We start from the raw sequence: 24,413 nt of genomic DNA on the forward strand, positions 1-24,413 counted from the left end.
CGCTCGTACCCATATGTTGTATACAAAATATGGGTTCAATCAAGCTGAAAGATGCCAGGGTTTTCGAGCGCTATGAAAAAAGCCGCCTTGATTGGCGGCTGGTTCTGCGGGGACGGGTGTCGCGGCCTCAGAGCCGCAGCGGCAGCTCGCGCAGCCGGCGCCCGGTCAGCTTGAACAGGGCATTGGCCAGTGCCGGCGCCACCGGTGGCGTGGCCGGTTCGCCCACGCCGGTGGGTGAGTTCGTGCTGGGCACGATGTGGGTTTCGATGAGCGGCGTGTCCTTCAGCGCGAGCAGCGGGTTGCTCGGGAAGTTGGTCTGCTGCACCACGCTGCCGGCGATGTCGATGCGGCCGTGCAGCGCTGCGGTGAGCCCGAAGATCACGCCGCTTTCCATCTGCTGCGCCACGATGTTCGGATTGACCACGGTGCCGCAGTCGATGGCGCACGCCACCCGGTGCACCCGCGGCTGCCTGCCCGTCTCGTCGAGCGAGACCTCCAGCACCTCGGCCACGATGGAGCCGAAGCTTTCGTGCAGCGCCACGCCGCGGGCCCGGCCCGGAGGCAGCGGTGCGTTCCAGCCGGCCTTTTCGGCCGCCAGCCGCAGCACCGCGGCATGGCGGGGCATGCCTTTCAGCAGCGACAGGCGAAAGGCCACCGGGTCCTGCTTCGCCTCGTGGGCCAGCTCGTCGAAGAAGCCTTCGCTGAAGAAGGCGTTGTGCGAGTGGCCGACCGAGCGCCAGTAGCCGATCGGCACGCCGCTTTTCGTGGCCACGTGCGCCATGCGCTGGTGCGGCACGTCGTAGGGCAGATCGAACAGGCCTTCCATGGCGGTCTTGTCGGGCATGTCCACCGGGCCGGCCAGCGAAGGCAGGCCCCGTTCGAGCCAGCGCGGCGTGATGGCGTCGCCCGCACTCGAGAAGCGCAGGCTCTGCGGCTGGCCCTGTGCATCAAGCGTGGCCTTGAGCACCGCCACGCCGGCAGGCCGGTAGAAGTCGTGGGTGGTGTCTTCCTCGCGCGACCACACCAGCTGCACCGGCTGGCCGCCCGCTTCCTGGGCCACGGTGACGGCCTGCGCGACGAAGTCGATGTCGAGCCGGCGCCCGAAGCCGCCGCCGAGCAGCGTCACATGGACGGTCACCGCACTTTCCGGCACACCGGCCGCCCGCGCCGCGGCGGCGCGGGCGAAACCAGGCACCTGCGTGGGTGCCCACACGGTGACGTGCCCGTCCTTCACCTGGGCGGTGCAGTTGATCGGCTCCATCGCGGCATGCGCGAGGTAGGGCGCGCGGTACACCGCCTCGAGGGTGCGCGGCGCGCCGGCCTCGGCAGCCGCCACGTCGCCGCGCTGGTGGAAGGCGAAGCCGCCCTCCTGAGACGAGGCCTCGCGGGCTTGCGCCTCGAGCCGCTGCACGATGGCTGCGGAATCGAGCGTGCCGGCCGGCGGCGGCGCCCACTCGATCTGCAGCGCCTCGACTGCCTGGCGTGCATGCCAGGTGGTGGTGCCGATCACCGCGACGCCGGCTGTGGAGCCCGCGGCTGGTGGCAGCCGCACCAGCCGCAGCGCCCCGGCACGGCGCAGCACCTCGTCTTCGTTGACGATGCGCCGCGGCGCACCGCCCAGCATCGGGCACATGCGCACCGCGGCATGCACCAGCCCTTGCGGCCGCACGTCGAGACCGAAGACGGCCCGGCCGCTGCTCTTGGCCGGCACGTCGATGCGCGGCAGCGGCCGGCCGATCAGCCGCCAGTGCTCGCGCGGCTTGAGCGTCACCGTGCCGGCGGGCGTGGCCGACGCCTGCTTCACCAGCTCGCCGAAATGAGCTTTCGGCCCGGAGGCATGGCTGACCATGCCGCTGGTCACCTCGATCTCGTCGGCCGGCAGCTTCCAGCGCAGCGATGCGGCGTTGACGATCTGGGCGCGCGCGGTGGCGGCGGCCCAGCGCAGCGGCTCCCAGGCATCGGCCACGCTCGACGAGCCGCCGGTGGCATTGACGCCCAGCTCGCGGGCCAGCTTGGCCACGAACCAGCGGCCGGCTTTCACCATGTCGGTTTCGCGGCCCGGCTCGCTGTCGCGCGGATGGAAAGGCAGGCTGCCGACGAACATCTCGACGTTGCCGTACAGCGCGTCATGCCCGGCCTGCACCAGCTGTAGCTGCTCGAGCGAAACGCCCAGCTCCTCGGCCGCCAGCTGGGCCAGCGCGGTGTGGATGCCCTGGCCCATCTCGCTGCGCGGCATGGCGAGCATGGCCCGGCCATCGGCTGCGATCTTGACCCAGCCGTTGAGCGCGATCTCGCCTTGCGCGGTGGCCAGCAGGTCGCGGCCGCCCAGCCGCGAGCGCGGCGGCAGGAGCCCCCAGCCCACCAGCAGCGCGCCGCCCGCCGCGGCGCCGCCGAGCAGCAGGTGGCGGCGTTTCATGCGAGGGCCTTCCTGGCGCCGGCCGGCTTGGCCAGTTCCTGCGCCGCGCTGTGGATCGCCACCCGCACCCGCGGGTAGGTACCGCAGCGGCACAGGTTGGTGATGGCCGCGTCGATGTCGCGGTCGGTGGGTTTCGGGTTCCTGTCGAGCAGGGAAGCGGCCGCCATCAGCATGCCGCTCTGGCAGTAGCCGCATTGCGGCACCTGGTGCTGCACCCAGGCCCGCTGCAGCGCCGGGCCGGCAGGCGAGCCCTTGGCGGCGGCGGTCTGCGGGTCGGACAGGCCCTCGATGGTCTGGATCGCGCGGCCCTGGGCCGAGGCCAGCGGCGTGACGCAGGAGCGCACCGCTTCGCCGTCGAGGCGCACCGTGCAGGCGCCGCAGGCGGCCACCCCGCAGCCGAACTTCGTGCCGGTGAGCTGCAACACGTCGCGCAGGGCCCACAGCAAGGGCATCGCGGGGTCGACTTGAGCGTCGGGCAGGTCGAAAAGGCGCCCGTTGATGTTGAGCTGCATGGCTGGGGCTCCCTCGGAGTGCGAGCCGGCATTCTCTGCCAGGGGGTCCCGCTCGTCTGGGGAGGATTCCCCAGCAGCTGTCGCGTCACGGCGACAGCAACCATCAGTCACTGCGCCTGCGTACCGCGCCGTGATAGGCCGCAAGCACCGGCAAGGGCACGCGCGACACCAGCTCATAACCCGACGCCTTGATCGCCGGCCTGAACACCGCGAGTTCGCCGGGGCCTGCCTGGGCGAAGCGCGGGCCGAAGGCCGAGGCGAGGTTGGCGCGGTGGGTGACGACCAGCGTGTTGGTGCCAGGGGCCGGCTGGGTGGCGGCAAGGGTTCGCAGCACTTCCGTCCTGGCCTGGGGCGGCGGCGCCAGCTCCCTGAGTTTGCTGACGCGCCAGCGTCCGCTCTGCACGCGCACGGCGATGCGCTCGGCGGTCTCGGCGCTGCTGCCCACCGTGCTGGCGTACACGAGGCCGACCGGCACCGTTTCGGCCGCGAGCAGCTTGCCGATGCCCGAGGCGTTGAGCCGGCCGGTGTCGGACAGCGCCTGGCGGTCCTGCCGTTCGGTGGCGCCATGCAGCACCACCACCACGTAGCCGCCGGCGCGCAGCTGCTGCATCAGCTGCGCCGTGTGCTCGACCGAGGGCGCCTGCTGCGGTGCCGCGGCGGCAGCACAGGCGAACACCCAGCAGGCCGCTAGGGCTGCGAGCCGGTGGGCGGAGGCAATGGCGGAGTGTTTCATGGGAGCACGCGGCGGCGTGGCGCCAATGTGCGCCTATCCGGCCCCCGTGCCTAGTGCCCCGTGGCGCCCGAGCACCCACTCAACCCCGGGGGGAACCCTCACGCGCTACCCTCGCGCGTCCAATTCGTCACGAGAACCGCATGAACGCAATGAAGATCGACATCGTGTCCGACGTGGTGTGCCCGTGGTGCGCCATCGGGCTCAAGTCGCTGGAGACAGCGCTGGCCCGGCTGGACGGTCAGGTGAGCGCCGAGCTGCACTTCCAGCCCTTCGAGCTGAATCCGCAGATGGGCCCCGAGGGGCAGGACATCGTCGAGCACCTGAGCCAGAAGTACGGCATCGACGCCGAGCAGATCGAGCGCAACCAGCACAACATCCGCGAGCGCGGCGCCTCGGTGGGCTTCCGCTTCGAGATGGACAAGCGCTCGCGCACCTACAACACCTTCGACGCGCACCGGCTGCTGCACTGGGCCGGACTCGAGGGCCGCCAGCTGCCGCTCAAGCATGCGCTGCTCGAGGCCTACTTCACCCACGGCAGGAATCCGGGCGACCACGAGGTGCTGGTGCAGCTGGCAGCCGACGTCGGGCTCGATGCGGCGCGTGCGCGCGAGGTGCTCGCGAGCGGGGCCTATGCAGACGAGGTGAAGCAGCGCGAGCGCTTTTACCTCGACCATGGCATCCATTCGGTGCCGGCGGTGATCGTCAACGACCGGCACCTCATTTCGGGCGGCCAGCCTCCCGAGGTGTTCGAGCAGGCGTTGCGGCAGATCGCCGCGCAAGGTTAGGAGGCGGGGCGGCAGAGGTGGTGGCCCGCTTGTCGGACGGCGCGCACGACGCGCGTCGGACCCGTGCACCGGCTTCCTTGCAAGCCCCAACATCTCTTCGATCCGGTTGCGAAACCTTGGGGAAAACGCCTGTATCCCACAAGACACGGCGGCCGCGCGGCTGCCCTCGTTTCAACAACGGAAAGGAGTTCCTGATGTTGCGCCGATATCAACGATCGATGGTGATGGCGGCGGTGCTTGGTGCCTTGTCGGCTCCCGTGGCCTTTGCCGCGGCAGACAACACCGAGACCGACCAGGCACCGCGCACCCGCGCCGAGGTGGTGTCCGAGCTGGAAGCCGCCCGTGCGATGGGCTGGACCCCCTCGATGGGTGAGGAAACCGGGCGTCTCGAAGTGGTGGCGCAGCCGGTGGCCGGCCAGCTGACCCGCGAAGAGGTGAAGGCGGAGTACTTGCAGGCGCGCGAAGAGGGCTTGCTGGACGACAGCAGCTCCGGCCCGTCGCCGGAAGTGCTGGCGCGCCGCGAGGCGAAGAATGCGCAGCAGTATGAAGAGATCGTCGCGGCCAACCTGCAGGCCGAGCATGAGCGCCAGGCCGCGCTGGACCTGCAGCAGCAGGTTGCGATGGCCGAGACCGTGGAAAGCGGCGAGATGACCTACGACGAGTACCTGGAGGTCTACGCGCCGGCTGCCGGCGAGCCGGGGCTCAGCAGCACCACCCAGGTCGAGCCGGAGCCGCTGCCCGAGTAGCGTTGCTCAGTGGTCAAGGCCGATGGTGACGCGCAGCACGCCGGCACGATCTGCCTTGGCCGTCACGTTCACTGCACCGCCGGCCGGCGCACGCACGATCCATTCGGCGCGTGCGCGGTCGGCGGTGATCTCACGGGTGGGCAGGAAGGCCTGCAGCGATGACTTCGGTGCGTGTCCTTCGAGGTGGGGCCCTGTGACGCGGGGCTTGCCGGTCACCAGCGTGGCGCCGGCCGGAAGGTCGAGTTCGAACACCAGCCCACGGGCCTGTTCGCGTGCCAGTGCACGCCGGCTCACGTAGGCTGGCAGGTAGCCTGCGTTGCCCACGTCGACGGTGATGCGCCAATGCATCACGCCGTGCTGCTCGCCGAGCGGCTCTGCCCGTGCTGCCAGCAGCTCGAGCTTCGGCAGCGACAAGGCCAGGGTGGTGAGCCACTTCGGGAAGCGCGCCGCCTCCCGTTCGCGCAGCGCCGGGGGCGGATTGCGCCAGAAGTTCATCTTGTCCCAGCCGCCCAGCTCCACCGGGCCGAGTTGCGGATGCTCGAAGGCATACCAGTCCACATGGGCCTGGCCGCCGCATTGTTCGTCGCTCCACTTCAGCAGCTTCAGGTCGTCTTCGACCGGGTGGTCGCGGTACCAGTCGATCCACTTGTAGTCGGTGATGCCGGCCTCCTTGTTGGGAGACCAGATCTCCACCACCCAGAAGAAGGCGCCGAGGTGTTCGTACACCCAGTCCTGCGTGCCGGTGATGACTTCCTTCGGGTGGTACTTGAAGTCGTGGAACACGCTGACGGCCGGGTAGCCGGTGAGCTGCTCGCCCAGCTTCGACAGGCGCTGGTACATCCACAGGTCCTCGGGGGCCATCGCATCGTCGGGCTCGGTGCCCATGGGCCGCAGGATCACGCCGCTGTGGGTGTGGAAGCTCACGCCGGCGCCGATGTTCGGATGCTTCACGATGAAGTCGACCATCGCGCGCACTTCCGGCTCGCTGGTCGGATACGGACCGGCGCCCAGCTGCTCGTGTTCCTGGCGCCACGAGCCCGGGAAGTTGCGGTTCAGGTCCAGGCCTTCCTTGTCGCGGTTCACCTGCACGGTGAGGCCGTCGTAGTTCTCGAGCCGCCCTTCGGGCATGAGCCGGTAGTACTCGCCGCCGAATTCGCCCGGCTCGCGCGGCACCATGAGCCGCGGATCCGCCGCGTATTTCTTGTAGGTGCCGTGCGGATCGCGCACCCGCATGAACAGCACGCGGCCGTCTCCGTCCATGTCTTCGGCGGTGAGCCCGTCGACCGGGTCTTCGTCGAACGGATACGGCCGGGTCGAGCTGCGGATGTGGCGCGGCCGCTCGGCCAGCGCGAGCTCGGCGCCGTCGGGGTTCAGGCGCGGCACGAGGTAGACGGCGCGCGTGTCGAGCAGCTGCGTGATCTCGCGGTCGCTGCCGTAGCCGGTCACCAGCTGGTGCAGGAAGTACAGCACCGCGGTGCTGGCGGTCAGCTCGGCGGCGTGGATGTTGCCGTCGGCCCAGAAGGCCGGCTTGTCGGCATCGTCGCCGGTGGCCCGGTTGGTGAGCGCCACGAGCCAGATGTCCCGGCCCTCGTGACTCTTGCCGATCGAGCGCAGCTGCACCAGCTGCGGGCTGGCCTCGGCATAGGCACGAAGCAGTGCCACGAGTTCGTCGTAGCGATGGAAGCGGTCGAAGCGGGGGGCTGGCAGGCGAGGCGTGTTCTGTGTCGTCATGGCGGGCTGGGTCGGCAACAACGGGACGAGGCGCATGCCGCTCGTGGCGGCCGGGCCGCGCGCATTTTGAAGGACCGGTGCCCGGACGCAACAGCAAAAAAAACGGCGCCCGAAGGCGCCGTGAAACTGACCACTGGAGGGCCGGTCAGGGGGCGACAGTGAACAGCGTGGTGACGTCTGCTCCACTGAGATCGATGTCCGCCGTCTGGGCGGGCTTGCCGGGCACCAGTGCCTCGAGCGTGTACTTGGCAGCCGCGCCGGTGTCGGCGGTGAAGGTGGGCAGCGCGGGGCCGGCCACGTAGCCGCCGCGCTGGGGAGCGGAGGCCGGCAGGGCGTAGCTGAAGGCGCCGGTGACGGCGTCGGTGGGACGGGCGATCAGCTCGACGGTCGGCCCGCCGGTCAGCTTCTGCAGGGCGCGCACCATCGCGTCGGGGATGGTGGTGCCGCCGCCGGAGAACAGCACGGTGCCGCTGGCGGTGCGCATGGTGCTGGCCGGGGGATCCAGGCGGGCGGTTTCGCTGCCGATGGTGGTGCGGGCGGTGTCGATGACCGGCACGCCGGTGATCACGCTGGTGACGCGGCCGTCGGCGGTGAGCACGAGGTCATAGCTGCCCACCGGCACCGGCGACAGCACGAACCTGCCGGTGGCTGCGTCGGGTGCGGTGGCCTTCACCACCACCCCGGCCTGCTGCACCGATACCGCGGTGCTGCCGTTGGCCAGCGCCTGCGCCACATAACCCTGCACTGCATTGCCCGCCGCGGCAAACACCGGGATGGCGGTGAGCACCGGCTTCAGGTTGTAGCGGCCGGTGGTGCCGCGCTTGACCACCGACTTGCAGGCGTCGAAGTCGAGCACGAGGTCGGCCACCTGGGTGGGCGCGACGGTGAAGTTCGTCTTGATCTTGAGGCCGCTCTGCTGGGCACTGGGCGTGTCCAGCGCCACTTCGGCCGCGCCGGTCGGCGTCACGCTGTTGGCCATCGGGTCGGCTGCGGAGTTGTCGGCCAGCACCAGGCGCACCTGGGTGTAGGTGCCGGCCGGCAGCGTGGTGCTGCCCAGGTCTTCCAGCACGCCGTTGGTGAGCGAGAGCAGGTCCACACGGCGCGGCTGCGCCAGCACCAGCTCCTGCCAGCCGCCGTCGGCATCGGCCGCGGTGCCGCTCTGGTGCACGCGCACCTTCTCGACGGTCACGTGCACGGCGTCGTAGCCGCAGGCCGGCGCATCGGTCAGCGACACGCGCATCGTGCCGGTGGCGGGGGCGTCACCACCGCCGCCGCAGGCCGCCAGCACGGCGGCGATCAGCGCAGGCAGCCACCTGGCGGCGCGGGGAACTCGGGTGCTTGAGTTGGACATGACCGACTCTCCAAAAGGCGTTGGCTCGAATAGTGGGAAGTTATCCCATTTATCGCGCCGACACAAAGCCGGGCTGTGAGCGCGTGTAACGGCGCGCCCGTTCATGCAGGAAGCAGCGGGGGTCAGCGGCCGTGCAGCAGCGGCTGGAAGTGCCGGGCCACCGGCAGGCGCTCGGAGCGGCCGCGCAGGTTCACCACCATGTCGTTGTCGCCAGACCGCGACACGCCGGCGATGTGCCGCTGGTTGACGATCACCGAGCGGTGGATCTGCAGGAAGAGCTCGGGGTCGAGTTCGGCGAGCAGGTCCTTCAGCGGCTGGCGGATGAGGTCCTCGCCGCCCAGGTGGACCGCGCGGGTGTAGCGGGCATCGGCCTCGAAATACACCACGTCTTCCACCGGGATCATCTTGCCCTCGCGGCCCACGCTCGCCTGCACCATGTCGAGCGGCGCGGGCTTGCGCACCTGGCCCATCAGCCTGTCGAGCAGGCCGTGCAGGTCGGCCGGGGGGCGCGCCAGCTGCTCGCGCAGGCGAGCGAGTACCGGCGCGAGGCGCTCGTCATCGACAGGCTTCTGCACGTAGCTGACGGCGCCCGACTCGAATGCCGCCAGCGCATGGTCGCCCGGGGCCGCGATGAACACCACATGGGCGCGCCCGGCGATGCGGCGTGCCACGTCGATGCCGGTGAAGCCGGGCATGCGGACGTCGAGGAAACACACCTGCGGCGAATGCTCGAGGAAGGCGTCCCATGCGTCGACGCCGTTCTGCGCTTCGGCCACCACATGCAGCTGCGGCCACAGACGCTGCAAGGCGTCCATGAGCTGCGCGCGAGGGGCTTCTTCATCGTCCGCCACCAGGGCGGTTGGAGGGGCGCTCGACGAACGGGCGTGCATGGGCTGGGCAGTGGATCGACGCGGTGCGATTGCCGCGGAGTCCTCATTGTGGGGGAAGCCTGCTGCCCCGCACCTGCCAGGGCTTACAGGCCGCGGGCCCTCATTTCGGGGGGATGTGCTGCTTGCATTTCGAGCCGGCGCGCGGGCCCGGTTCGATCGTCAATCGGGCAGCGGTGCGCCGTCGACGAAGGCGCGCAGCTCGCCAGGCGCGAATCGCACCCAGGCCTCGTCGCGCGTCAGCGGCTCGGTCACCACCACCGCCACGCGATCGGTGGGTGTCGTCACCTCGGCGAAGTTGACGGTGAGGTCCTCGTCCTGCAGCCGCGCGTGGCTGAACGGGTGCTGGCGCGCAAGCCAGTGCAGGTGGGTGGAGCAATGGGCCCACAGCGCCTGTCCGTTGCTCAGCATGAAGTTGAAGGTGCCATAGGCGGCCACCTGCGGCACCAGCTCGTGCAGCGTCTGCGTCAGCGCCTCGACCGTGGGGACCGAGGCATGGTTCTTGGCCAGCTCCTGCAGCAGCCAGCAGAAGGCGCGTTCGCTGTCGGTGTCGCCCACCGGGCGGAAGGCCGCATGCAGCTTGGGCGAGAAGCCCTTGAGGTCGCCGTTGTGGGCGAACACCCAGTAGCGGCCCCACAACTCGCGCACGAAGGGGTGGCAGTTCTCGAGGCCGACCCGGCCCTGCGTGGCCTTGCGGATGTGCGCGATGACGTTCTCGCTGCGGATGGGGTAGCGCTTCACCAGCTCGGCCACCGGGGAGGCCGCGGCGGGCTGGTCGTCGACGAAGAGGCGCACGCCCCTGCCTTCGAAGAAGGCGATGCCGAAGCCGTCCTTGTGTTCGACCGAACGCGTGGCGAAACCGGTGAAGCTGAACATCACGTCGGTGGGCGTGTTGCAGTTCATGCCGAGCAGCTGGCACATGGTGGGGCCGGGAATCGAGGGTGATGAAGTCTGACGCGCGACGAGCTTAACGCGTGCCAGACTCACCGGGACTGCAAACAGGAGCCCGGCATGGCCACGCTGTTCGAACTCGTCACGCGGCGCCTCGGCCTGGCCTGGAAGCCGGACCTGCGCAGCGCCGAGCCGCGCGCGGCCCGGGCCTATCGCTGCCAGTGCGGCCGCCCGGTCTTCTTCCGCAACAGCCAATGCCTGGCCTGCGGCACGCAGCTCGGATACGACACCGGGCAGGCGCGGGTGCTGCCGCTGCAGCGCCCGCCGGGGGTCGACGATGCACAGGCCGACGTGCTGGGCCCCTGGCAGTTCCACGGCAGCCCGCCGGACGCCGCGCAGTATTGGCGCTGCGGCAACTTCAGCAGTGCCGCCGGCTGCAACTGGCTGGTGCCCGCCGAGGCGGAGGGAAAGCATGCGCCGCTGTGCGTGGCCTGCCGGCTCAACCGCACCATCCCCGACCTCACGCTCGAAGAGAACCGCGAAGCCTGGCGCCGCATCGAGCTGGCCAAGCGCCAGCTGGTGTCGCAGCTGCTGGCCTTGCGCCTGCCGGTCGCGTCCGGCGTCGAGGGGGCGCCGGATGCCGACCCCGAGAAGGGCCTGGTGTTCGACTTCCTGCGGCCGCTGCCGGATGCGCCGGTCACCACCGGCCATGCCAGCGGCGTGATCACCATCAACATCGAGGAAGCCGACGACGCCACCCGCGAGCGCATTCGCGCGCAGATGCATGAGCCCTACCGCACGCTGCTGGGCCACCTGCGCCACGAGGTCGGCCACTACTACTGGGAACGGCTGGTCAACGGCACGGCCTGGCTGGAGCCGTTTCGCGAGCTGTTCGGCGACGAGCGTGCAGACTATGCGGCGGCGCTCAAGGATCACTACGACAACGGCCCGGCGCCCGACTGGGCACAGCGCTGCGTGAGCGCCTATGCCAGCGTGCACCCGTGGGAAGACTGGGCCGAGACCTGGGCGCACTACCTGCACATGGTCGACACGGTCGACACGGCGCTCAGCTTCGGCATCGACGGCGAGGACGTCGACCTGAGCGCCGAGCCCTTCGGCAAGGACGACCTGTGGGATGCAAAGGCGCAGGGCGCGGCGGAATTCCTGAGCTTCCTGAATGCCTGGGTGGAGCTGACCGCGGTGCTCAACGAGCTGTCACGCGCGATGGGCCAGCACGACTTCTACCCCTTCGTGCTGCCTCGCCCTGCCGTTGCCAAGCTGCAGTTCATCCACGTGCTCGTGAACGCAGCCGGCCGGGATGCGGACTCAGCGGCGGTCGAACAGTAGCCGCAGCACCCCGCCCAGCGATGCCACGTCACTCGGGATGTGGGTCTCGGCCAGCACGCCTTCCATGCGCTTGAGTCGTTGCGGGCTGCGCCTGGCGCTCCACACCACCAGGTCGGCGATCCACGGATGCTTGTTGACCCGGTTGGCCCGCTCGTAGATGGCAAAGCGAGGCCGCAGGGCGGCCAGCCGCGCCTCGTAGGCCGCACGGATGTCCGCATCGGACTGCCCCTGCGAACGGCCGGCCAGCAGCGCCTCCGCAGCATGCAGGCCGGTTTCCATGGCCTTGCCGATGCCCTCCCCGGTGAAGGCATAGGTGCTGCCGGCGGCCTCGCCGGTGACCAGCAGACCCGGGCGCGACCAGTGGGCGCCTTCCAGCGAAAAGCGCAGCGGCGCGCCCTTCAGCTCGCCCTGCAGCTGGCCGCCTTGCATCAGTTCGCGTGCCGGGGCATAGCACTCGGTGAAGGCCGCAAACACCTCGCGCAGGTTGAGGTTGCGCATCTCGTAGCGGCCGTCGGCGGTTCTCACGTGGCTGGGCGCGATGCCCACGCCGATGTTGAAGCGGCCGTCGGGGGCCGGGAAGATCCATCCGTAGCCGGGCTTCATCTTCGGGTGCCACACCACCTCGAGCGCCTTGATGCGCCCGGCCATCGCATCGTTCTTCACGTAGCCTCGCAGCGCCATCCCGCTGGGCGTGCGGCGGGTGCACATGCCGGTGGCCTGCAGCGCCTGGGGCGACGCGCCGGTGGCCAGCACCACCCATTGCGCCTGCACTTCGTGGCTCGCGCCGCCCATCTGCAGGCGCGCGCCCGCCACCCGCCCGTCGGCCTCCAGCGCTGCATCGAACCTTGCCGGCGTCACCAGCTTCGCGCCGGCCGCAACCGCCGCGCGGCACAGGATGTGGTCGAGCTCGCGCCGGGGCAGCACCGCCAGGGCGCCGGCCACCTCGAGCCGGCCGCCGCGCGGGCCGATGCAGGCCACATGCGAGGCGCGCTGCGCGCTCGCCATCACCTCGTCGAAGACGCCCAGGCGCCGCAGCGCGGCCTGGGCATCCGGAATGAGCCCGTCGCCGCACACCTTTTCGCGCGGGAAGTCGTGCTGGTCGACCAGCACCACGTCGACGCCGGCGCGTGCCAGCGTCATGGCGGTGGCGCTGCCGGCCGGACCGGCGCCGACCACCAGCACGTCGCAGCGCGCGGGCGGTTGCGACAGGGCAGGGATCGGAGCGAGAGGCTTCTGGAGCGGGGTCATGGCGCCGGATTTTCGCCGCCTCGGGCCGGCCGCGGGCTCATGCGCCAGGCCGCGACGATGGCCACTGCGGTCACCAGGGCGACCAGCGCGAAGGTTTCATGGAAGGCGCGCGTGGCATTGCCGCCGTGTACCTGCAGGCGCCACTCGAGCACGATGCCGGTCGCGCTCACGCCCACCGCACCGCCCAACTGCCGCACGAAGCTGATGGTGCTCGAGCCCTGCGAGATCAGCCCTTGAGGCAACCCGCGCATCGCGCCGAGGTTGAGTGAAGGCAGGATGAGCCCGAGCCCGATGCGGCCAACGATGGCCCACACGGTGATGAGCGCCAGCGCCGTGCCCGGGCCCACGCCCACCATCAGCAGGAATGAAAGGGCCAGCAGCGCAAGGCCGGCGCTCACCTGCCGGTTCACCGCCCAGCGGTCGGCCAGCCGCCCGGCCACCGGAATGGTGGCGGCCAGTACCAGCCCGGCCGGCAACAGCACCGCGCCGGCCTGCGAAGGCGGCAGCGACAGGCCGATCTGCATGAACACCGGCACCAGGTAGGTCGAGCCGAACAGCGCCATGCCGTAGCTGAAGGCGACCCAGCTGCCCATCGCGAACGGCCGGTGGCGAAACAGCGCCAGCTGCACCAGCGGATGCGGCGTGCGCCGCTGGTGCCACAGGAAGCCGAGCAGCGAGGCGGACGCCACCGCCAGCAGCACCAGGCCGGCCTGCGGCGTGCGGCCGTGCAGCTCGACCAGGCCGTTGAGCAGCGCGAGGATCGCCAGCGTTACCAGCACGAAGCCGGGCAGGTCCAGCGGCGGCGTGTCCCGGCCGGCAGGCTGGTCGCCCGGCCCGGTGGTGGCGAGGTAGCGGCGTGCCAGCGCGAAGGCGACGACGCAGAACGGCACCACCACGAAGAAGATCGAGCGCCAGCCGAACCATTCGACGAGCACCCCGCCGATGCTGGGGCCCAGCGCCGGCGCGAGCACGACGCCGAAGCCGAAGATGCCCATCGCGCGGCCTTGCTCGTGCGGCTGGAAGGCCCGCATGATGATGATTCCCGGAATGGGCTGCAGCACGCCCGCGGCCAGCCCTTCGGCCACGCGCATCGCGAGCACGAGTTCGTAGACGTTCGACAGGCCGCCGGCCATGCCGCCCGCCATGAGCAGCAGCACGGCGCCGCGATAGGTGCGCCGGTAGCCGAAGCGCGCGAGCAGCCAGGGCGTGAGCAGCATCGACAGCGTCATGGCGGCCATGAACCCGGCCGACAGCCACTGCGCACGTTCCTGCCCCAGCGTGAAATGGCGGCTCATGTCGGGCACGGCCACGTTGACGATGGTGGAGGCCATGATCGATGCCATGGTCCCCAGCATCACGGTGAGCAGCACGCGCCAGCGATAGCGCTCGCCGAAGCGTTGCCGCAGTTCGGCGATGGTCTCGAGCGGCTGCGGCATGGGCGGCGGCGTCAGCGGGCGCGCTGCCAGCCGCGCTGCACGGCATCACGTTCGCCGGCGGCGTCGAGCGGCGCACCGTCGATCTGGTCGTCGATCGCGCGCAGCACGGCAGCCGGTGTGGTGCTGCTGGCGGCCTGCCGGTAGGCCCCTTGTGCACCCGCGCCCGCCTCGCCGGCGCCCTGCTGCACCAGCAGCGGCAGCTGCCAGTCGCCGCCGGTGCCCGGCTTGCAGGCCAGGCCGGCCAGGCCGGCCGGCAGGGTGAAGCTGCGGCAGTAGTCGCCCGAACGGGCGACGAAGCTGACGCCGACCCGCACCCGCGCATCGCCCGGCTGCTGGCTGGCCAGCTGGCTGGTGAGGGCCTGCGCGAGTTCGGCCTGCGCCACCAGCCGGCCGTCCTCCGCGCGCGCCCACATGGCATCCGACGGCGCGGCGAACTGGCTGCGGCCCAGCCAGACGCCCAGCATCAGGCTGGCAGCCAGCATGCCCCACTGGCCCCAGCGGCTGTCGAACAGCGGCATGCGGCGGCGCGGCGCTGCGGTGATGGCCACGACCTTGCCGGGTGCCTCGACTGCGGTGTCGCCGCGCAGCACCGCCTGCAGTCGCTCGGGGACCGGCTCGTCGAGCACCGCGTCGAACGCGCCATGCAGCACGCCCCGCAGGGCGCGCTGGCGCGCCACCCGGGCAGCCAGCTCGGCGTCGGCCGACATCGCCGCCTCGATCTCCCGGCTGGCGGCCGCGTCGAGTTCATGGTCCACATAGGCCATGAGCACTTCATCGGTGTAGCGGGGCGCTGTGTTCATCGCGCGGTACCTCCAAGCAGAGCGGCCTGCAGCGCTTCGCGGGCACGTGCCAGGCGGCTGGTCAGGGTGCCGATCGGGATGTCGAGCACCTCGGCCGCCTCCTTGTAGGGCAACCCCTCGACCAGTACGAGACCGACCACCAGCCGCTGGTCGTCATTGAGTGTGGCCATCGCCTGCTGTACCGCCATCATGTCCGTGCGTCTTTCCATCACCGCATCGCCGACGTGTTCGCCGGCCTCCTCGGGCGCGAAGAGTTCGTCGCGCCGAGCCCGTGCCCGCACCTCGTCGATCCAGGCGTTTTTCATGATCCTGAACACCCAGCTGTCCAGCCGGGTACCCGGCTGCCACTGGTCGCAGCGCACGAGTGCGCGCTCCACCGCCAGCTGCACCAGGTCGTCGGCGTCTTCGCGGTGGCGCGTGATCGCGCGCGCGAAACGCCGCAGCCGCGGCAGCAGGCCGGCGAGTTGCTCACGTACCAGCTCGCTCGATGCGCTCATGTCATATTGGACAAAACGTCGGAGCGGCGGATTTTCTTCCATGGCCCGGACGTTGTTGCTGTTGTCGGCAGGGTCATCCGCCGGCGCGTTGACCGACCTGCATGAAAAAGATCCTCGTTGCCCTCGCCTGCACCATGGCGCTTCCCGCGGTGGCGCAGCTGCGCCTGCCGCAAGTCCCGCAAGTGCCGAGCCTGCCCTCCGTGCCGGTCGATCGGGTGGACCGCGGCCTGAACCAGCTGTCGTCGCAGCGCATCGACCTGCGCGAGCTGCGCCAGCGCACCGTGGGCGAGCTGCTGCGCCGCGCCCCGGACCGGCTGGAGCGCGACCCTGCCGGCGAGCTGGCGGTGCGCAGCGAGGTGGTGGCGGTGTCGCCCACGCCCGCGGCGCTGGCCGCGGCCCGGGCGGCCGGTTTCGTGATCGCCCGCGAGCAGGTGCTCGAGGGCCTGGGCGAACGCGTGGTGGTGCTGCGTGCGCCGCCTGGGCTCGACACCGGGGCCGCCCTGCAGCAGTTGCGCGCGCTCGACCCGCAAGGCCAGTACGACCACAACCATGTCTACCTTCGCAGCGGCACGGCGGCGGCCGGCAACAAGGCCGCCGCACCGGCGCAGGCTGCGCCGGGCGAGCCGTCGCTGCGCATCGGCCTGGTCGACGGCGGCGTGGACCGTGGCCATCCGTCGCTGCGCGGCATCGCCTTGCAGACCCATGGCTGCGCAGACAAGCCGGTGCCCAGCGCGCACGGCACCGCCGTGGCCTCGCTGCTGGTGGGAGGCGAAGGCCGCTTCACCGGGGCCGCGCCCGGTGCCATGCTGTTTGCCGCCGACGTGTATTGCGCAGAAGCCACCGGCGGAGCCGCCGATGCGATCGCGCAGGCGCTCGCGTGGATGGCGCGCGAACGCGTGCCGGTGGTCAACATGAGCCTGGTGGGGCCGCCCAACCGCCTGCTGGAGCGCGTGGTTTCGGCGTTGCTGGCACGAGGGCACCTCGTGGTGGCGGCCGTCGGCAACGACGGCCCGGCGGCACCACCGCTGTACCCGGCAGCCTATCCCGGCGTGGTGGCGGTCACCGGCGTGGATGCGCGTCGCCGCGTGCTGCCCGAAGCCGGCCAGGGGCCGCATGTGGCGTTCGCGGCGCCTGGTGCCGAGGTGGCGGTGGCGGCGGTGGGTGACGCCGGTTATGTGGCTGCACGCGGCACCTCGTTCGCCGCGCCGCTGGTGGCCGGCCTGCTGGCGGCCCGGCTGCCCCGGCCCGACACCTTGCTCGCCGAGCGTGCGGTCCATGAACTCGCAGCCACGGCTGTCGATCTGGGGGCCAGCGGGCGCGACGCGGTGTTCGGCCACGGCCTGGTGGGCCAGGCGCTGCGCATCGACCCGTCCCGCCTGGCGCGTGCCGACGAGGCCGCCGCGCACCGCCTGCTCCAGCGGCAGTGAGCGGCGCTGTTACACCCGCTTGCGTCTTCGTTTCCGGTGACCGGAAGAAATCCGCCGGCCCTGTCGTTGTTGCTCATGAGGCCGCAGTTCGTGGCTCTGCGGCGCCCGGCGAGGCGCGCAGGTGAACGCGGCACAACACTGAGACAGGAGTTCGTCATGAAGAAGCGCAATCACTGGTTCGTCACCCTGGGTCTGGCCGCCACCCTCGCGGCCGCATGGCCGGCGCACGCCATCGGCGTGGGCGGTGGTCTCGGCGGTGGCTTGGGAGGCGGCCTGGGTGGCGGCTTCAACGGTGGTGGCCAGGGCGGCGTTGGCGGTGCGGGTGCCGCCGGCGGGGGCCTCTCCGGCGGCGTGAATGCAAGCGGCTCGCGAGGTGGTGTGGCGGTCGGCGTGGGTGGTGCCGCACAAGGCTCGGCCCACGGCGCCGTTCGCAGCGAAAGTGCCGAGCGTGGCATCGAGAAGGCGGCGCAGAAGGCCGGCAACGCTGCGCAGCGCGCGGCCACCACGGTGAAGAGCGGCCGCGACGCCGCCATGCAGCAGGGTGCCGAAGCGGCCGCGACCGGCCGGGCCGGCGCACAGGCCGGCGCGCAAGCCGGCGTGGGCGTGGCCCGCGATGCCGCAGAACGCGCCCGCAATGCGAGCGTCGAAGCCGGCGGCGCCGGCAGCGCTGCAGCCGAGGCAGGCCTGAGCACCCAGCGCGGTTCGGCCAGCGCCGGCGTGGGCGCCGAAAGCGCAGCCCAGGGCTCGGTGCGCGGCGAGCGCAAGTAAGGTCAGAAGAAAGCCGGCGGCCTGCGGCGGGACTGCTCTCTCCAGCCCCTGCAGGCCCGCCCGGCCCCTCATGAAGAACGGCGCCCTCGGGCGCCGTTTTCCTTTGCGTATCCCCTTTCGGGAGCGGGCCGCAGGCGGCCCGGGCGCTCAGGCCTGGCCGGCCTTGACCTTCAGGCGCCAGGCATGCAGCAGCGGCTCGGTGTAGCCGCTGGGCTGGGCCATGCCCTTGAACACGAGATCGAGCGCCGCCTTGTAGGCGGCCGAGGTGTCGAAGCGGCCGGCCATCGGCTGGTACAGCGGGTCGCCGGCATTCTGCTGGTCCACCACCTTGGCCATGCGCTCGAAGGTGGCGTGCACCTGCTCGGCGCTCACCACGCCGTGGTGCAGCCAGTTGGCGATGTGCTGGCTGCTGATGCGCAGCGTCGCGCGGTCTTCCATGAGGCCGACGTTGTGGATGTCGGGCACCTTGGAGCAGCCCACGCCCTGGTCGATCCAGCGCACCACGTAGCCGAGGATGCCCTGCACGTTGTTGTCGAGCTCCTGCTGGCGCTCGGCGGCGGTCCATTTCGCCTCGGGTGCGACCGGGATCTGCAGCAGGTTGGCCAGGATGTTGTCGCGCTCGGCATGCGCGTCGGTCTTTTCCAGCGCCTTCTGCACCTCGCTCACCTCGACCTGGTGGTAGTGCAGCGCATGCAACGTGGCGGCGGTGGGCGAGGGCACCCAGGCGGTGTTGGCGCCGGCCTTCGGGTGGGCGATCTTCTGCTCCAGCATGGCGGCCATCAGGTCGGGCATGGCCCACATGCCCTTGCCGATCTGGGCGCGGCCGCGCAGGCCGGCCGACAGGCCGACCAGCACGTTGTTCTTCTCGTAGGCCTGGATCCAGGCGCTGGTCTTCATGTCGCCCTTGCGGAACATCGGGCCGGCCAGCATGGCGGTGTGCATTTCGTCGCCGGTCCGGTCGAGGAAGCCCGTGTTGATGAAGGCCACGCGGGACGCGGCGGCCTCGATGCAGGCCATGAGGTTGACGCTGGTGCGGCGCTCCTCGTCCATGATGCCCAGCTTCACCGTGTTGGCCGGCAGGCCGAGCAGCTGTTCCACGCGGCCGAATAGCTCGCTGGCGAAGGCCACTTCCTTGGGCCCGTGCATCTTGGGCTTCACGATGTAGATCGAGCCGGTGCGCGAGTTGGCACGGCGCTTCAGGTCGACCAGCGCGATGGTCACGGTGATCACCGCGTCCATGATCCCTTCGGGGATCTCGCGGCCCTCGCCGTAGAGGATGGCGGGGTTGGTCATCAGGTGGCCGACGTTGCGCACGAACATCAGCGAGCGGCCGTGCAGCGTGAGCTTGCCGCCGTCGGCGCCGGTGTATTGCCGGTCCGGGTTGAGGCCGCGGGTGAAGGTCTTGCCGCCCTTGGCGACCTGCTCGGTGAGGGTGCCTTGCAGGATGCCCAGCCAGTTGCCGTAGGCGAGCACCTTGTCCTCGGCATCGACCACCGCCACCGAGTCCTCGAGGTCGAGGATGGTGGACAGCGCCGCTTCGAGCACCACGTCTGCAATGCCGGCCGGGTCGGTCTTGCCGATGGGCGTGGCGCGGTCGATGCGGATGTCGATGTGCAGGCCGTTGTGCCTGAGCAGCACCGACGACGGCGCAGCGGCATCGCCCTGGTAGCCCACGAGCTGCGAACCGTCGGCCAGGCTGGTGGTGCCGCTGCCCAGCGCCACCACCAGCTTGCCGCCTTCGACGCGGTAGCCGGTGGCCTGCTTGTGCGAGCCCTGGGCCAGCGGCGCCGCCTGGTCGAGCACGTTGCGGGCGAACTCGATCACCTTGGCGCCGCGCACCGGGTTGTAGCCGCTGCCTTTCTCGGCGCCGCCGCTTTCTGGAATGGCATCGGTGCCGTACAGCGCGTCATACAGCGAACCCCAGCGGGCGTTGGCGGCATTGAGCGCGTAGCGGGCGTTCAGGATGGGCACCACCAGCTGCGGGCCGGCCTGCACCGCCAGTTCCGCATCGACGTTGGTGGTGGTGGCCTGCACGCCGCTGGGCTGCGGCAGCAGGTAGCCGATCTGCTCGAGGAAGGCGCGGTAGGCCTTCATGTCGGTGATGGGGCCCGGGTTGGCACGGTGCCAGGTGTCGAGCTCGGCCTGCAGGCGGTCGCGTTCGGCCAGCAGCGCGATGTTCTTCGGCGCGAGGTCGGCCACGATGGCGTCGAACCCCTGCCAGAACGTGGCGCTGGCCACGCCGGTGGCCGGCAGCACCTTTTCTTCGATGAAACGATGCAGCTCGTTGGCGACCTGGAGGCGGTGGATGGTGGTGCGTGCGGTCATGGTGATGAACCTCTCTGGGAGTCTTGGAAGCGAAGCGTCAGGAAGCGGGAAAGAAGGCCAGCACGTCGCGCAGGCTGGTGCCGGTGCGCGAGGGCGCGCCCAGCGGCTCGGCCGGCGCGCCCTGGCGGTTGACCCACAAGGTGGTGTAGCCGAACCAGGTGGCGCCCAGGGCGTCCCAGCCGTTGCTCGAGACGAACAGGATGTTCCTTGCCGGCAGGCCCAGTGCCTGCGGTCCCAGGGCATAGGCGGCCGGGTCGGTCTTGTAGCGGCGCACCTCGTGCACCGACAGCACATGGTCGAGCAGGCCGTCGAAGCCGGCGCTCTTCACTGCCACGCCCAGCATGTCGGGGTCGCCGTTGCTCAGGATGCCGGTGGGCACGCCGCGTTTCTTCAGCGCCTGCAGCACCGCCTTGTTTTCCGGAAAGGCAGCCAGCGCCCGGTACTGGTTCATGAGCCGGTCCTCGCGCTCGGGGGGCAGCGCCAGCGCCAGGCGCTCGGCGGCGTAGCGCAGGGCGCAGCGGGTCAGCTCCCAGAACGGCCGGTAGTGCTCGGGTCCGCTCATCGACACGAGGCGGGTGTAGTCGATCTGCTTGTCGCGCCACAGCGCAGCCAGCTTCTCGCCCTGGCCGGCATAGAACTGCTCGGCCAGGCTCGCCACGCTGTACACGTCGAACAGCGTGCCGTAGGCATCGAAAAGCACGGCTTGGGGCTTCATGAGTCGAGCACTCTAATGCTGACCTGGGTAGCGATAAATATCGCCAGGATCGGTTGATCTTTGCCGAAACAGGGGCTAATCTGCCCGGGCTATGGACCGCCTGAAGCAGATCGAATCGTTCGTCGCCGTGGCCACCAAGGGCAGCCTCACCGCCGCCGCCAATGCCGAAGGCGTGGCCCCGGCCGTCATCGGCCGGCGCATCGACGCGCTGGAGGAGCGCCTGGGCGTGAAGCTGCTGGTGCGCACCACCCGCCGCATCACCCTCACCCATGAAGGCAGCGCCTTCCTCGAGGACTGCCAGCGCCTGCTGGCCGACCTGGCGAATGCCGAAGCCAGCGTGAGCGCCGGCGGCGTGAAGGCCAGCGGCCACCTGCGGCTCACCGCTCCGGCCGGCTTCGGCCGACGGCATGTGGCGCCGCTGGTGCCCCGTTTCGCGGAGCTGCATCCGGAGGTGTCGATCTCGCTGAACCTGTCGGACCGGGTGGTGGACATCGTCAACGAAGGTTTCGACTGTGCGGTGCGGGTGGGCGACCTGCCCGATTCCAGCCTGGTGAGCGTGCGGCTGGCCGACAACCGGCGGCTGTGCGTGGCCACGCCGGACTACCTGCGCCGCCACGGTACGCCGCGCCATCCGAACGAGCTGTCCCACCACGACTGCCTCACGCTCAGCTCCGACGCGAGCCAGACCCGCGGCTGGGCTTTCACCATCGACGCAGAACTGCATCACCTGCGCCCCTCGGCGCGGCTCGATTGCTCCGATGGCCAGGTGCTGCACGACTGGTGCCTGGCGGGCCTGGGCATCGCCTGGCGCTCCACCTGGGAAGTCGAGCGCGAGGTGGCCGAAGGCCGGCTGGTCAGCGTGCTGGACGACTTTGCCGCGCCGCCCAACGGCATCTATGCGGTGTTCCCGCAGCGCAAGCACCTGCCGCTGCGGGTGCGGTTGTGGATCGACTTCCTGAAGCACACCTACGGCGACACGGGCTACTGGTCGCCGCATGCTGCTGCCTAGGCCAGGCAAGCACGCGCGCGAAGCTTCCGCAAGGGCCCCGAAACGCTCGAGTTAGGGGGCGCGTCCGACATCGCCTCCTCCGTACACTGCGCCGCGTTTTCGAAGCAGATCAGGGAGTTGCGATGTTCTTGCGCAGAGGGATGGGCCGCGCCGCGGCCGCATGGGCCGTGGCCTTCCTGGCCTTCGTGCTGACCGCCTGCGGCGGCGGCAGTGACGGCCCCCCGCCGGCGTCCACCGGCAGCGTGTCGGGCCGGGTCGTTTCCGCGGCCAACGGCGCACCGGTCACCAATGCCAGCGTATCGGCCGGCAGCGCCAGCGTGCAGACCGATGCGCAGGGTCGCTTCACCTTGCAGGACGTGCCGGCATCTGCCCGCGTCGTCGTGAAGGCGCAGGCCAGCGGCCATGGCGAGAACTTCGGCATCGCCGAGGTGCGCGCCGGCAAGGCGAGCACGATCGAGCTGCGCATCGCCCCTTCTGCCCCGCCGCAGACCTTCGCCGCCGATGCCGCGGCCACGCTCGGCGTGGCGCAGTCCACCGCGCAGGTGGTGCTGCCGGCCAACGCCCTGGTGGTCGAAGGCAGCGGTGCCGCCGCCACCGGCACGCTGACGGCACGCCTCACGCCCATCGATCCGGCCGGCGACCCGCGCAGCATGCCGGGCGACTACACCACCAGCACCGGCGCCACGCTCGAGAGCTTCGGCGCGCTGGGCGTGGTGCTGACCGACGCGGCCGGCAACCGCCTCAACCTCAAGGCCGGCAGCAGCGCCACCGTGCGCATTCCGCTGGCCACCCGTTCGGCCAACCCGCCGGCGACCATCCCGCTGTTCCACTTCAACGAAACCACCGGGCGGTGGGTCGAAGAAGGCAGCGCCACGCTGCAGGGCACCGCGCCGGACCAGTACTACGAAGGCAGCGTTTCGCACTTCTCGATCTGGAACGCCGACCAGGTGGCCGACACCATCTATGTGCACGGCTGCCTGCGCCATGCCAACGGCAGCCCGGCCACCTGGGCCAGCGTGATCAGCGAAGGCATCGACTATTCGGGCCTGGGCTACGACTTCACCGACGACGAGGGGCGCTTCTCGGTGCCGATCCGAAAGAACGGGCGGGCCACCGTGCGCTCCGACGAAGGCCAGGGCTCCAACGTCGTGGAGGTCGGCCCCTCGGCCACCGACATCACGCTCACCCAATGCCTGGTGCTCAACGATGCGCCGATGGCCCCGCAGATCGTCGTGCCGCCGGCGGACCAGACCGTCACGGCCGGCGGCCTGGCGGTGTTCCAGGTGTCGGCCAGCGGCAGCGGTCCGCTGCGCTACCAGTGGCGCCACAACGGTGCCGACATCCCCGGCGCCACCCACGCCTTCCTGCTGCGCGGCCCGCTCACCGACGACGACGCCGGCGCCTACACCGTGCTGGTGAGCAATGACGTGGGGTCGGCCAGTGCCAGCGCACTGCTGTCGGTTGGCGCGGCGACAGCGCCGGTGATCGTGCTGCAGCCGGCGCCGCTCACGCTGCTCGACGGCGCCACCGCGCAGTTCTCGGTCGCTGCGGCGGGTGCCGCGAGCTACCAGTGGCGCCGCAACGGCGTGGACATCGCCGGGGCCACGTCCGCGACTTACAGCTTCGGGCCGGTCAGCGCCTCGGATTCCGGCGCCAGCTTCAGCGTGCGGGTGTCCAACGCCGCCGGCAGCACGCTCAGCGATGCGGCCCTGCTCACCGTGACGAGCACCGTCGTGGCGCCCACCATCACCCAGCCGCCGGCCAACGCCAGCGTGCCGGTGGGGCAGAGTGCGGCGTTCAGCGTGACGGCGAGTGGCACGGCGCCGTTCACCTACCAATGGCGACGCAACGGTGCCGACATAGCGGGGGCCACTTCGGCCACCTACATCACGCCCCCGGTCACCGCGGCCGACAACGGCGCCAGCTTCAGCGTGGTGGTCAGCAATGCTGCCGGCGCGACGACCAGCGCGGCGGCCACGCTGACCGTGGCGGCCGACGACACCGAGCAGAAGCTCGCACTGCTGCGCCTGCTCTCGCTGGCCGGCAGCCTGCTGGAGGCCGGTGCGGCGCCGCTCGAACTGGTGGGCGACGACATGAAGGCGCTGCCGAGCGCGGCAGTGTGCCCGGGCGGTGGTTCGGTGAGCGGCACCCTCAACGGCGCCACGCTGGCCGCCGGCGTGACCCTGCCGCCTTCGGGCACGCTGGCCGCGAGCTTCAGCCAGTGCATCACCGAAGCCGAGGCGCGGTACCAGGGCAGCAGCTCGGTGGCCTACAACTTCTCGAGCTTCGAGCCGGCCAGCGGCAGCGCCACGGCCACGATGAACAACCTGCGCATCACCCACAGCAGCGACTTCACCGCCAACGGCGGCGTGAGCCTCACCATCGCCAACACCCTGGCCAACGGTGACAGCACGTACGACTACACCATCACGCCCGGCGCCAATGCGACCTTGCGCAACGAGGCCACCGGCCTGCTCGCCACCTTCAATTCCGGGTCGCTGCAGACCCGCTTCGTGACCGTGGTGGCGACCGAGCGGCTGAAGACGCTGCGTCACCAGTACTCGGCGATGAACTTCTCGGTGGGCGGCGTCGGCTACCTGGCCGAAGGCTTCTACCAGCTCGACTACAACACCAGCGGTGGGCTGCCGGTGCTGCTGGGCGGCTCCGGCGAGGTGAGGCTCACCAGCGCCGGCGTGCTGGTGGGGCGGCTGTTCGCAACGGCCGAGGGCCTGTTCATCGAAGTGAACGGCACCGTCGTGCCGTTCTGAGACCCGAGTCCCGGGCCGGGC

20 protein-coding genes are annotated in these 24,413 nt (G+C 70.6%); 7 read left to right on the plus strand and 13 right to left on the minus strand.

The window, feature by feature from the left end; genetic code table 11:
• Nucleotides 1–127: 127 nt before the first annotated feature.
• From E8D38_RS15665 to E8D38_RS15675, 3 genes are all read right to left on the minus strand, one after another.
• Entirely contained in the window at nucleotides 128–2,416 is a 2,289-nt protein-coding gene (locus tag E8D38_RS15665) for a xanthine dehydrogenase family protein molybdopterin-binding subunit (RefSeq protein ID WP_140632681.1), read from the minus strand.
• Nucleotides 2,413–2,928, minus strand: coding sequence for a (2Fe-2S)-binding protein (locus E8D38_RS15670; protein WP_140632684.1), 516 nt, complete (start codon nucleotides 2,926–2,928; stop codon nucleotides 2,413–2,415). The genes E8D38_RS15665 and E8D38_RS15670 overlap by 4 nt, the downstream gene beginning before the upstream one ends.
• Nucleotides 2,929–3,031: 103 nt before the next feature.
• The gene (locus tag E8D38_RS15675; protein ID WP_140632686.1) at nucleotides 3,032–3,661 is read right to left on the minus strand and encodes a histidine phosphatase family protein; all 630 of its coding nucleotides are present in this window, start codon (nucleotides 3,659–3,661) and stop codon (nucleotides 3,032–3,034) included.
• Between the two features lie 140 nt (nucleotides 3,662–3,801).
• On the opposite strand from E8D38_RS15675, the gene E8D38_RS15680 reads away from it, so the two are divergent.
• Both E8D38_RS15680 and E8D38_RS15685 read left to right on the plus strand, forming a co-directional pair.
• Entirely contained in the window at nucleotides 3,802–4,446 is a 645-nt protein-coding gene (locus tag E8D38_RS15680; protein ID WP_140632688.1) for a DsbA family oxidoreductase, read from the plus strand.
• 194 nt (nucleotides 4,447–4,640) lie between these two features.
• Nucleotides 4,641–5,192, plus strand: a complete 552-nt coding sequence (locus E8D38_RS15685) for a DUF4148 domain-containing protein (RefSeq protein WP_140632691.1) — start codon at nucleotides 4,641–4,643, stop codon at nucleotides 5,190–5,192.
• Between the two features lie 6 nt (nucleotides 5,193–5,198).
• Here the strand turns inward: E8D38_RS15685 and E8D38_RS15690 are convergent, their stop codons facing one another.
• The 4 genes from E8D38_RS15690 to E8D38_RS15705 all read right to left on the minus strand — a co-directional run bounded on the left by E8D38_RS15690 (nucleotide 5,199) and on the right by E8D38_RS15705 (nucleotide 10,082).
• Nucleotides 5,199–6,923 (minus strand): M14 family metallopeptidase, encoded by a 1,725-nt coding sequence (locus E8D38_RS15690; RefSeq protein ID WP_140632693.1) that lies wholly within the window; start codon nucleotides 6,921–6,923, stop codon nucleotides 5,199–5,201.
• Between the two features lie 145 nt (nucleotides 6,924–7,068).
• The gene (locus E8D38_RS15695; protein WP_140632696.1) at nucleotides 7,069–8,274 is read right to left on the minus strand and encodes a DUF4382 domain-containing protein; all 1,206 of its coding nucleotides are present in this window, start codon (nucleotides 8,272–8,274) and stop codon (nucleotides 7,069–7,071) included.
• Nucleotides 8,275–8,396: 122 nt separating this feature from the next.
• Nucleotides 8,397–9,164 (minus strand): LytR/AlgR family response regulator transcription factor, encoded by a 768-nt coding sequence (locus tag E8D38_RS15700; protein ID WP_140632699.1) that lies wholly within the window; start codon nucleotides 9,162–9,164, stop codon nucleotides 8,397–8,399.
• Between the two features lie 159 nt (nucleotides 9,165–9,323).
• On the minus strand, nucleotides 9,324–10,082 hold the full coding sequence (locus tag E8D38_RS15705; protein ID WP_140632702.1) for a class II glutamine amidotransferase: 759 nt from the start codon (nucleotides 10,080–10,082) through the stop codon (nucleotides 9,324–9,326).
• Nucleotides 10,083–10,172: 90 nt separating this feature from the next.
• Here E8D38_RS15705 and E8D38_RS15710 point away from each other — a divergent pair, with 90 nt between their 5' ends.
• Entirely contained in the window at nucleotides 10,173–11,399 is a 1,227-nt protein-coding gene (locus E8D38_RS15710; protein ID WP_140632705.1) for a zinc-binding metallopeptidase family protein, read from the plus strand.
• Here the strand turns inward: E8D38_RS15710 and E8D38_RS15715 are convergent.
• From E8D38_RS15715 to E8D38_RS15730, 4 genes are read right to left on the minus strand one after another with little or no spacing between them, the layout of a single operon-like run.
• Nucleotides 11,379–12,647: an NAD(P)/FAD-dependent oxidoreductase gene (locus E8D38_RS15715; RefSeq protein ID WP_140632708.1), complete on the minus strand. Its 1,269-nt coding sequence runs from the start codon at nucleotides 12,645–12,647 to the stop codon at nucleotides 11,379–11,381. The two genes, E8D38_RS15710 and E8D38_RS15715, sit on opposite strands and share 21 nt — an antisense overlap.
• Complete coding sequence (locus E8D38_RS15720) at nucleotides 12,644–14,083, minus strand: MFS transporter (RefSeq protein WP_140632711.1); 1,440 nt, start codon at nucleotides 14,081–14,083, stop codon at nucleotides 12,644–12,646. The genes E8D38_RS15715 and E8D38_RS15720 overlap by 4 nt, the downstream gene beginning before the upstream one ends.
• An 11-nt stretch (nucleotides 14,084–14,094) precedes the next feature.
• Complete coding sequence (locus E8D38_RS15725; RefSeq protein WP_140632714.1) at nucleotides 14,095–14,883, minus strand: anti-sigma factor family protein; 789 nt, start codon at nucleotides 14,881–14,883, stop codon at nucleotides 14,095–14,097.
• Nucleotides 14,880–15,422 carry an RNA polymerase sigma factor gene (locus E8D38_RS15730; RefSeq protein WP_246099519.1) on the minus strand — a complete coding sequence of 181 codons (543 nt, stop codon included), beginning with the start codon at nucleotides 15,420–15,422 and terminating at the stop codon, nucleotides 14,880–14,882. The genes E8D38_RS15725 and E8D38_RS15730 overlap by 4 nt, the downstream gene beginning before the upstream one ends.
• Nucleotides 15,423–15,481: 59 nt before the next feature.
• On the opposite strand from E8D38_RS15730, the gene E8D38_RS15735 reads away from it, so the two are divergent.
• Together E8D38_RS15735 and E8D38_RS15740 are read left to right on the plus strand one after the other, a co-directional pair.
• Complete coding sequence (locus E8D38_RS15735) at nucleotides 15,482–16,807, plus strand: S8 family serine peptidase (RefSeq protein ID WP_140632717.1); 1,326 nt, start codon at nucleotides 15,482–15,484, stop codon at nucleotides 16,805–16,807.
• 156 nt (nucleotides 16,808–16,963) lie between these two features.
• A complete protein-coding gene (locus tag E8D38_RS15740; protein ID WP_140632720.1) occupies nucleotides 16,964–17,575 on the plus strand; it encodes a hypothetical protein in 612 nt (203 codons plus the stop codon).
• A 147-nt stretch (nucleotides 17,576–17,722) separates the two neighbouring features.
• Here the strand turns inward: E8D38_RS15740 and E8D38_RS15745 are convergent, their stop codons facing one another.
• Both E8D38_RS15745 and E8D38_RS15750 read right to left on the minus strand, forming a co-directional pair.
• Entirely contained in the window at nucleotides 17,723–19,900 is a 2,178-nt protein-coding gene (locus E8D38_RS15745) for a malate synthase G (RefSeq protein ID WP_140632723.1), read from the minus strand.
• Nucleotides 19,901–19,937: 37 nt separating this feature from the next.
• Nucleotides 19,938–20,615, minus strand: coding sequence for a haloacid dehalogenase type II (locus E8D38_RS15750; protein WP_140632726.1), 678 nt, complete (start codon nucleotides 20,613–20,615; stop codon nucleotides 19,938–19,940).
• A gap of 91 nt (nucleotides 20,616–20,706) precedes the next feature.
• On the opposite strand from E8D38_RS15750, the gene E8D38_RS15755 reads away from it, so the two are divergent.
• Entirely contained in the window at nucleotides 20,707–21,624 is a 918-nt protein-coding gene (locus E8D38_RS15755; protein ID WP_140632729.1) for a LysR family transcriptional regulator, read from the plus strand.
• A gap of 122 nt (nucleotides 21,625–21,746) precedes the next feature.
• Nucleotides 21,747–24,392, plus strand: coding sequence for a carboxypeptidase regulatory-like domain-containing protein (locus E8D38_RS15760; RefSeq protein WP_140632732.1), 2,646 nt, complete (start codon nucleotides 21,747–21,749; stop codon nucleotides 24,390–24,392).
• Nucleotides 24,393–24,413: the final 21 nt, after the last annotated feature.

It is taken from the genome of Methylibium rhizosphaerae (genome assembly GCF_006386545.1).
Lineage (GTDB): Bacteria > Pseudomonadota > Gammaproteobacteria > Burkholderiales > Burkholderiaceae_C > Pseudorivibacter > Pseudorivibacter rhizosphaerae.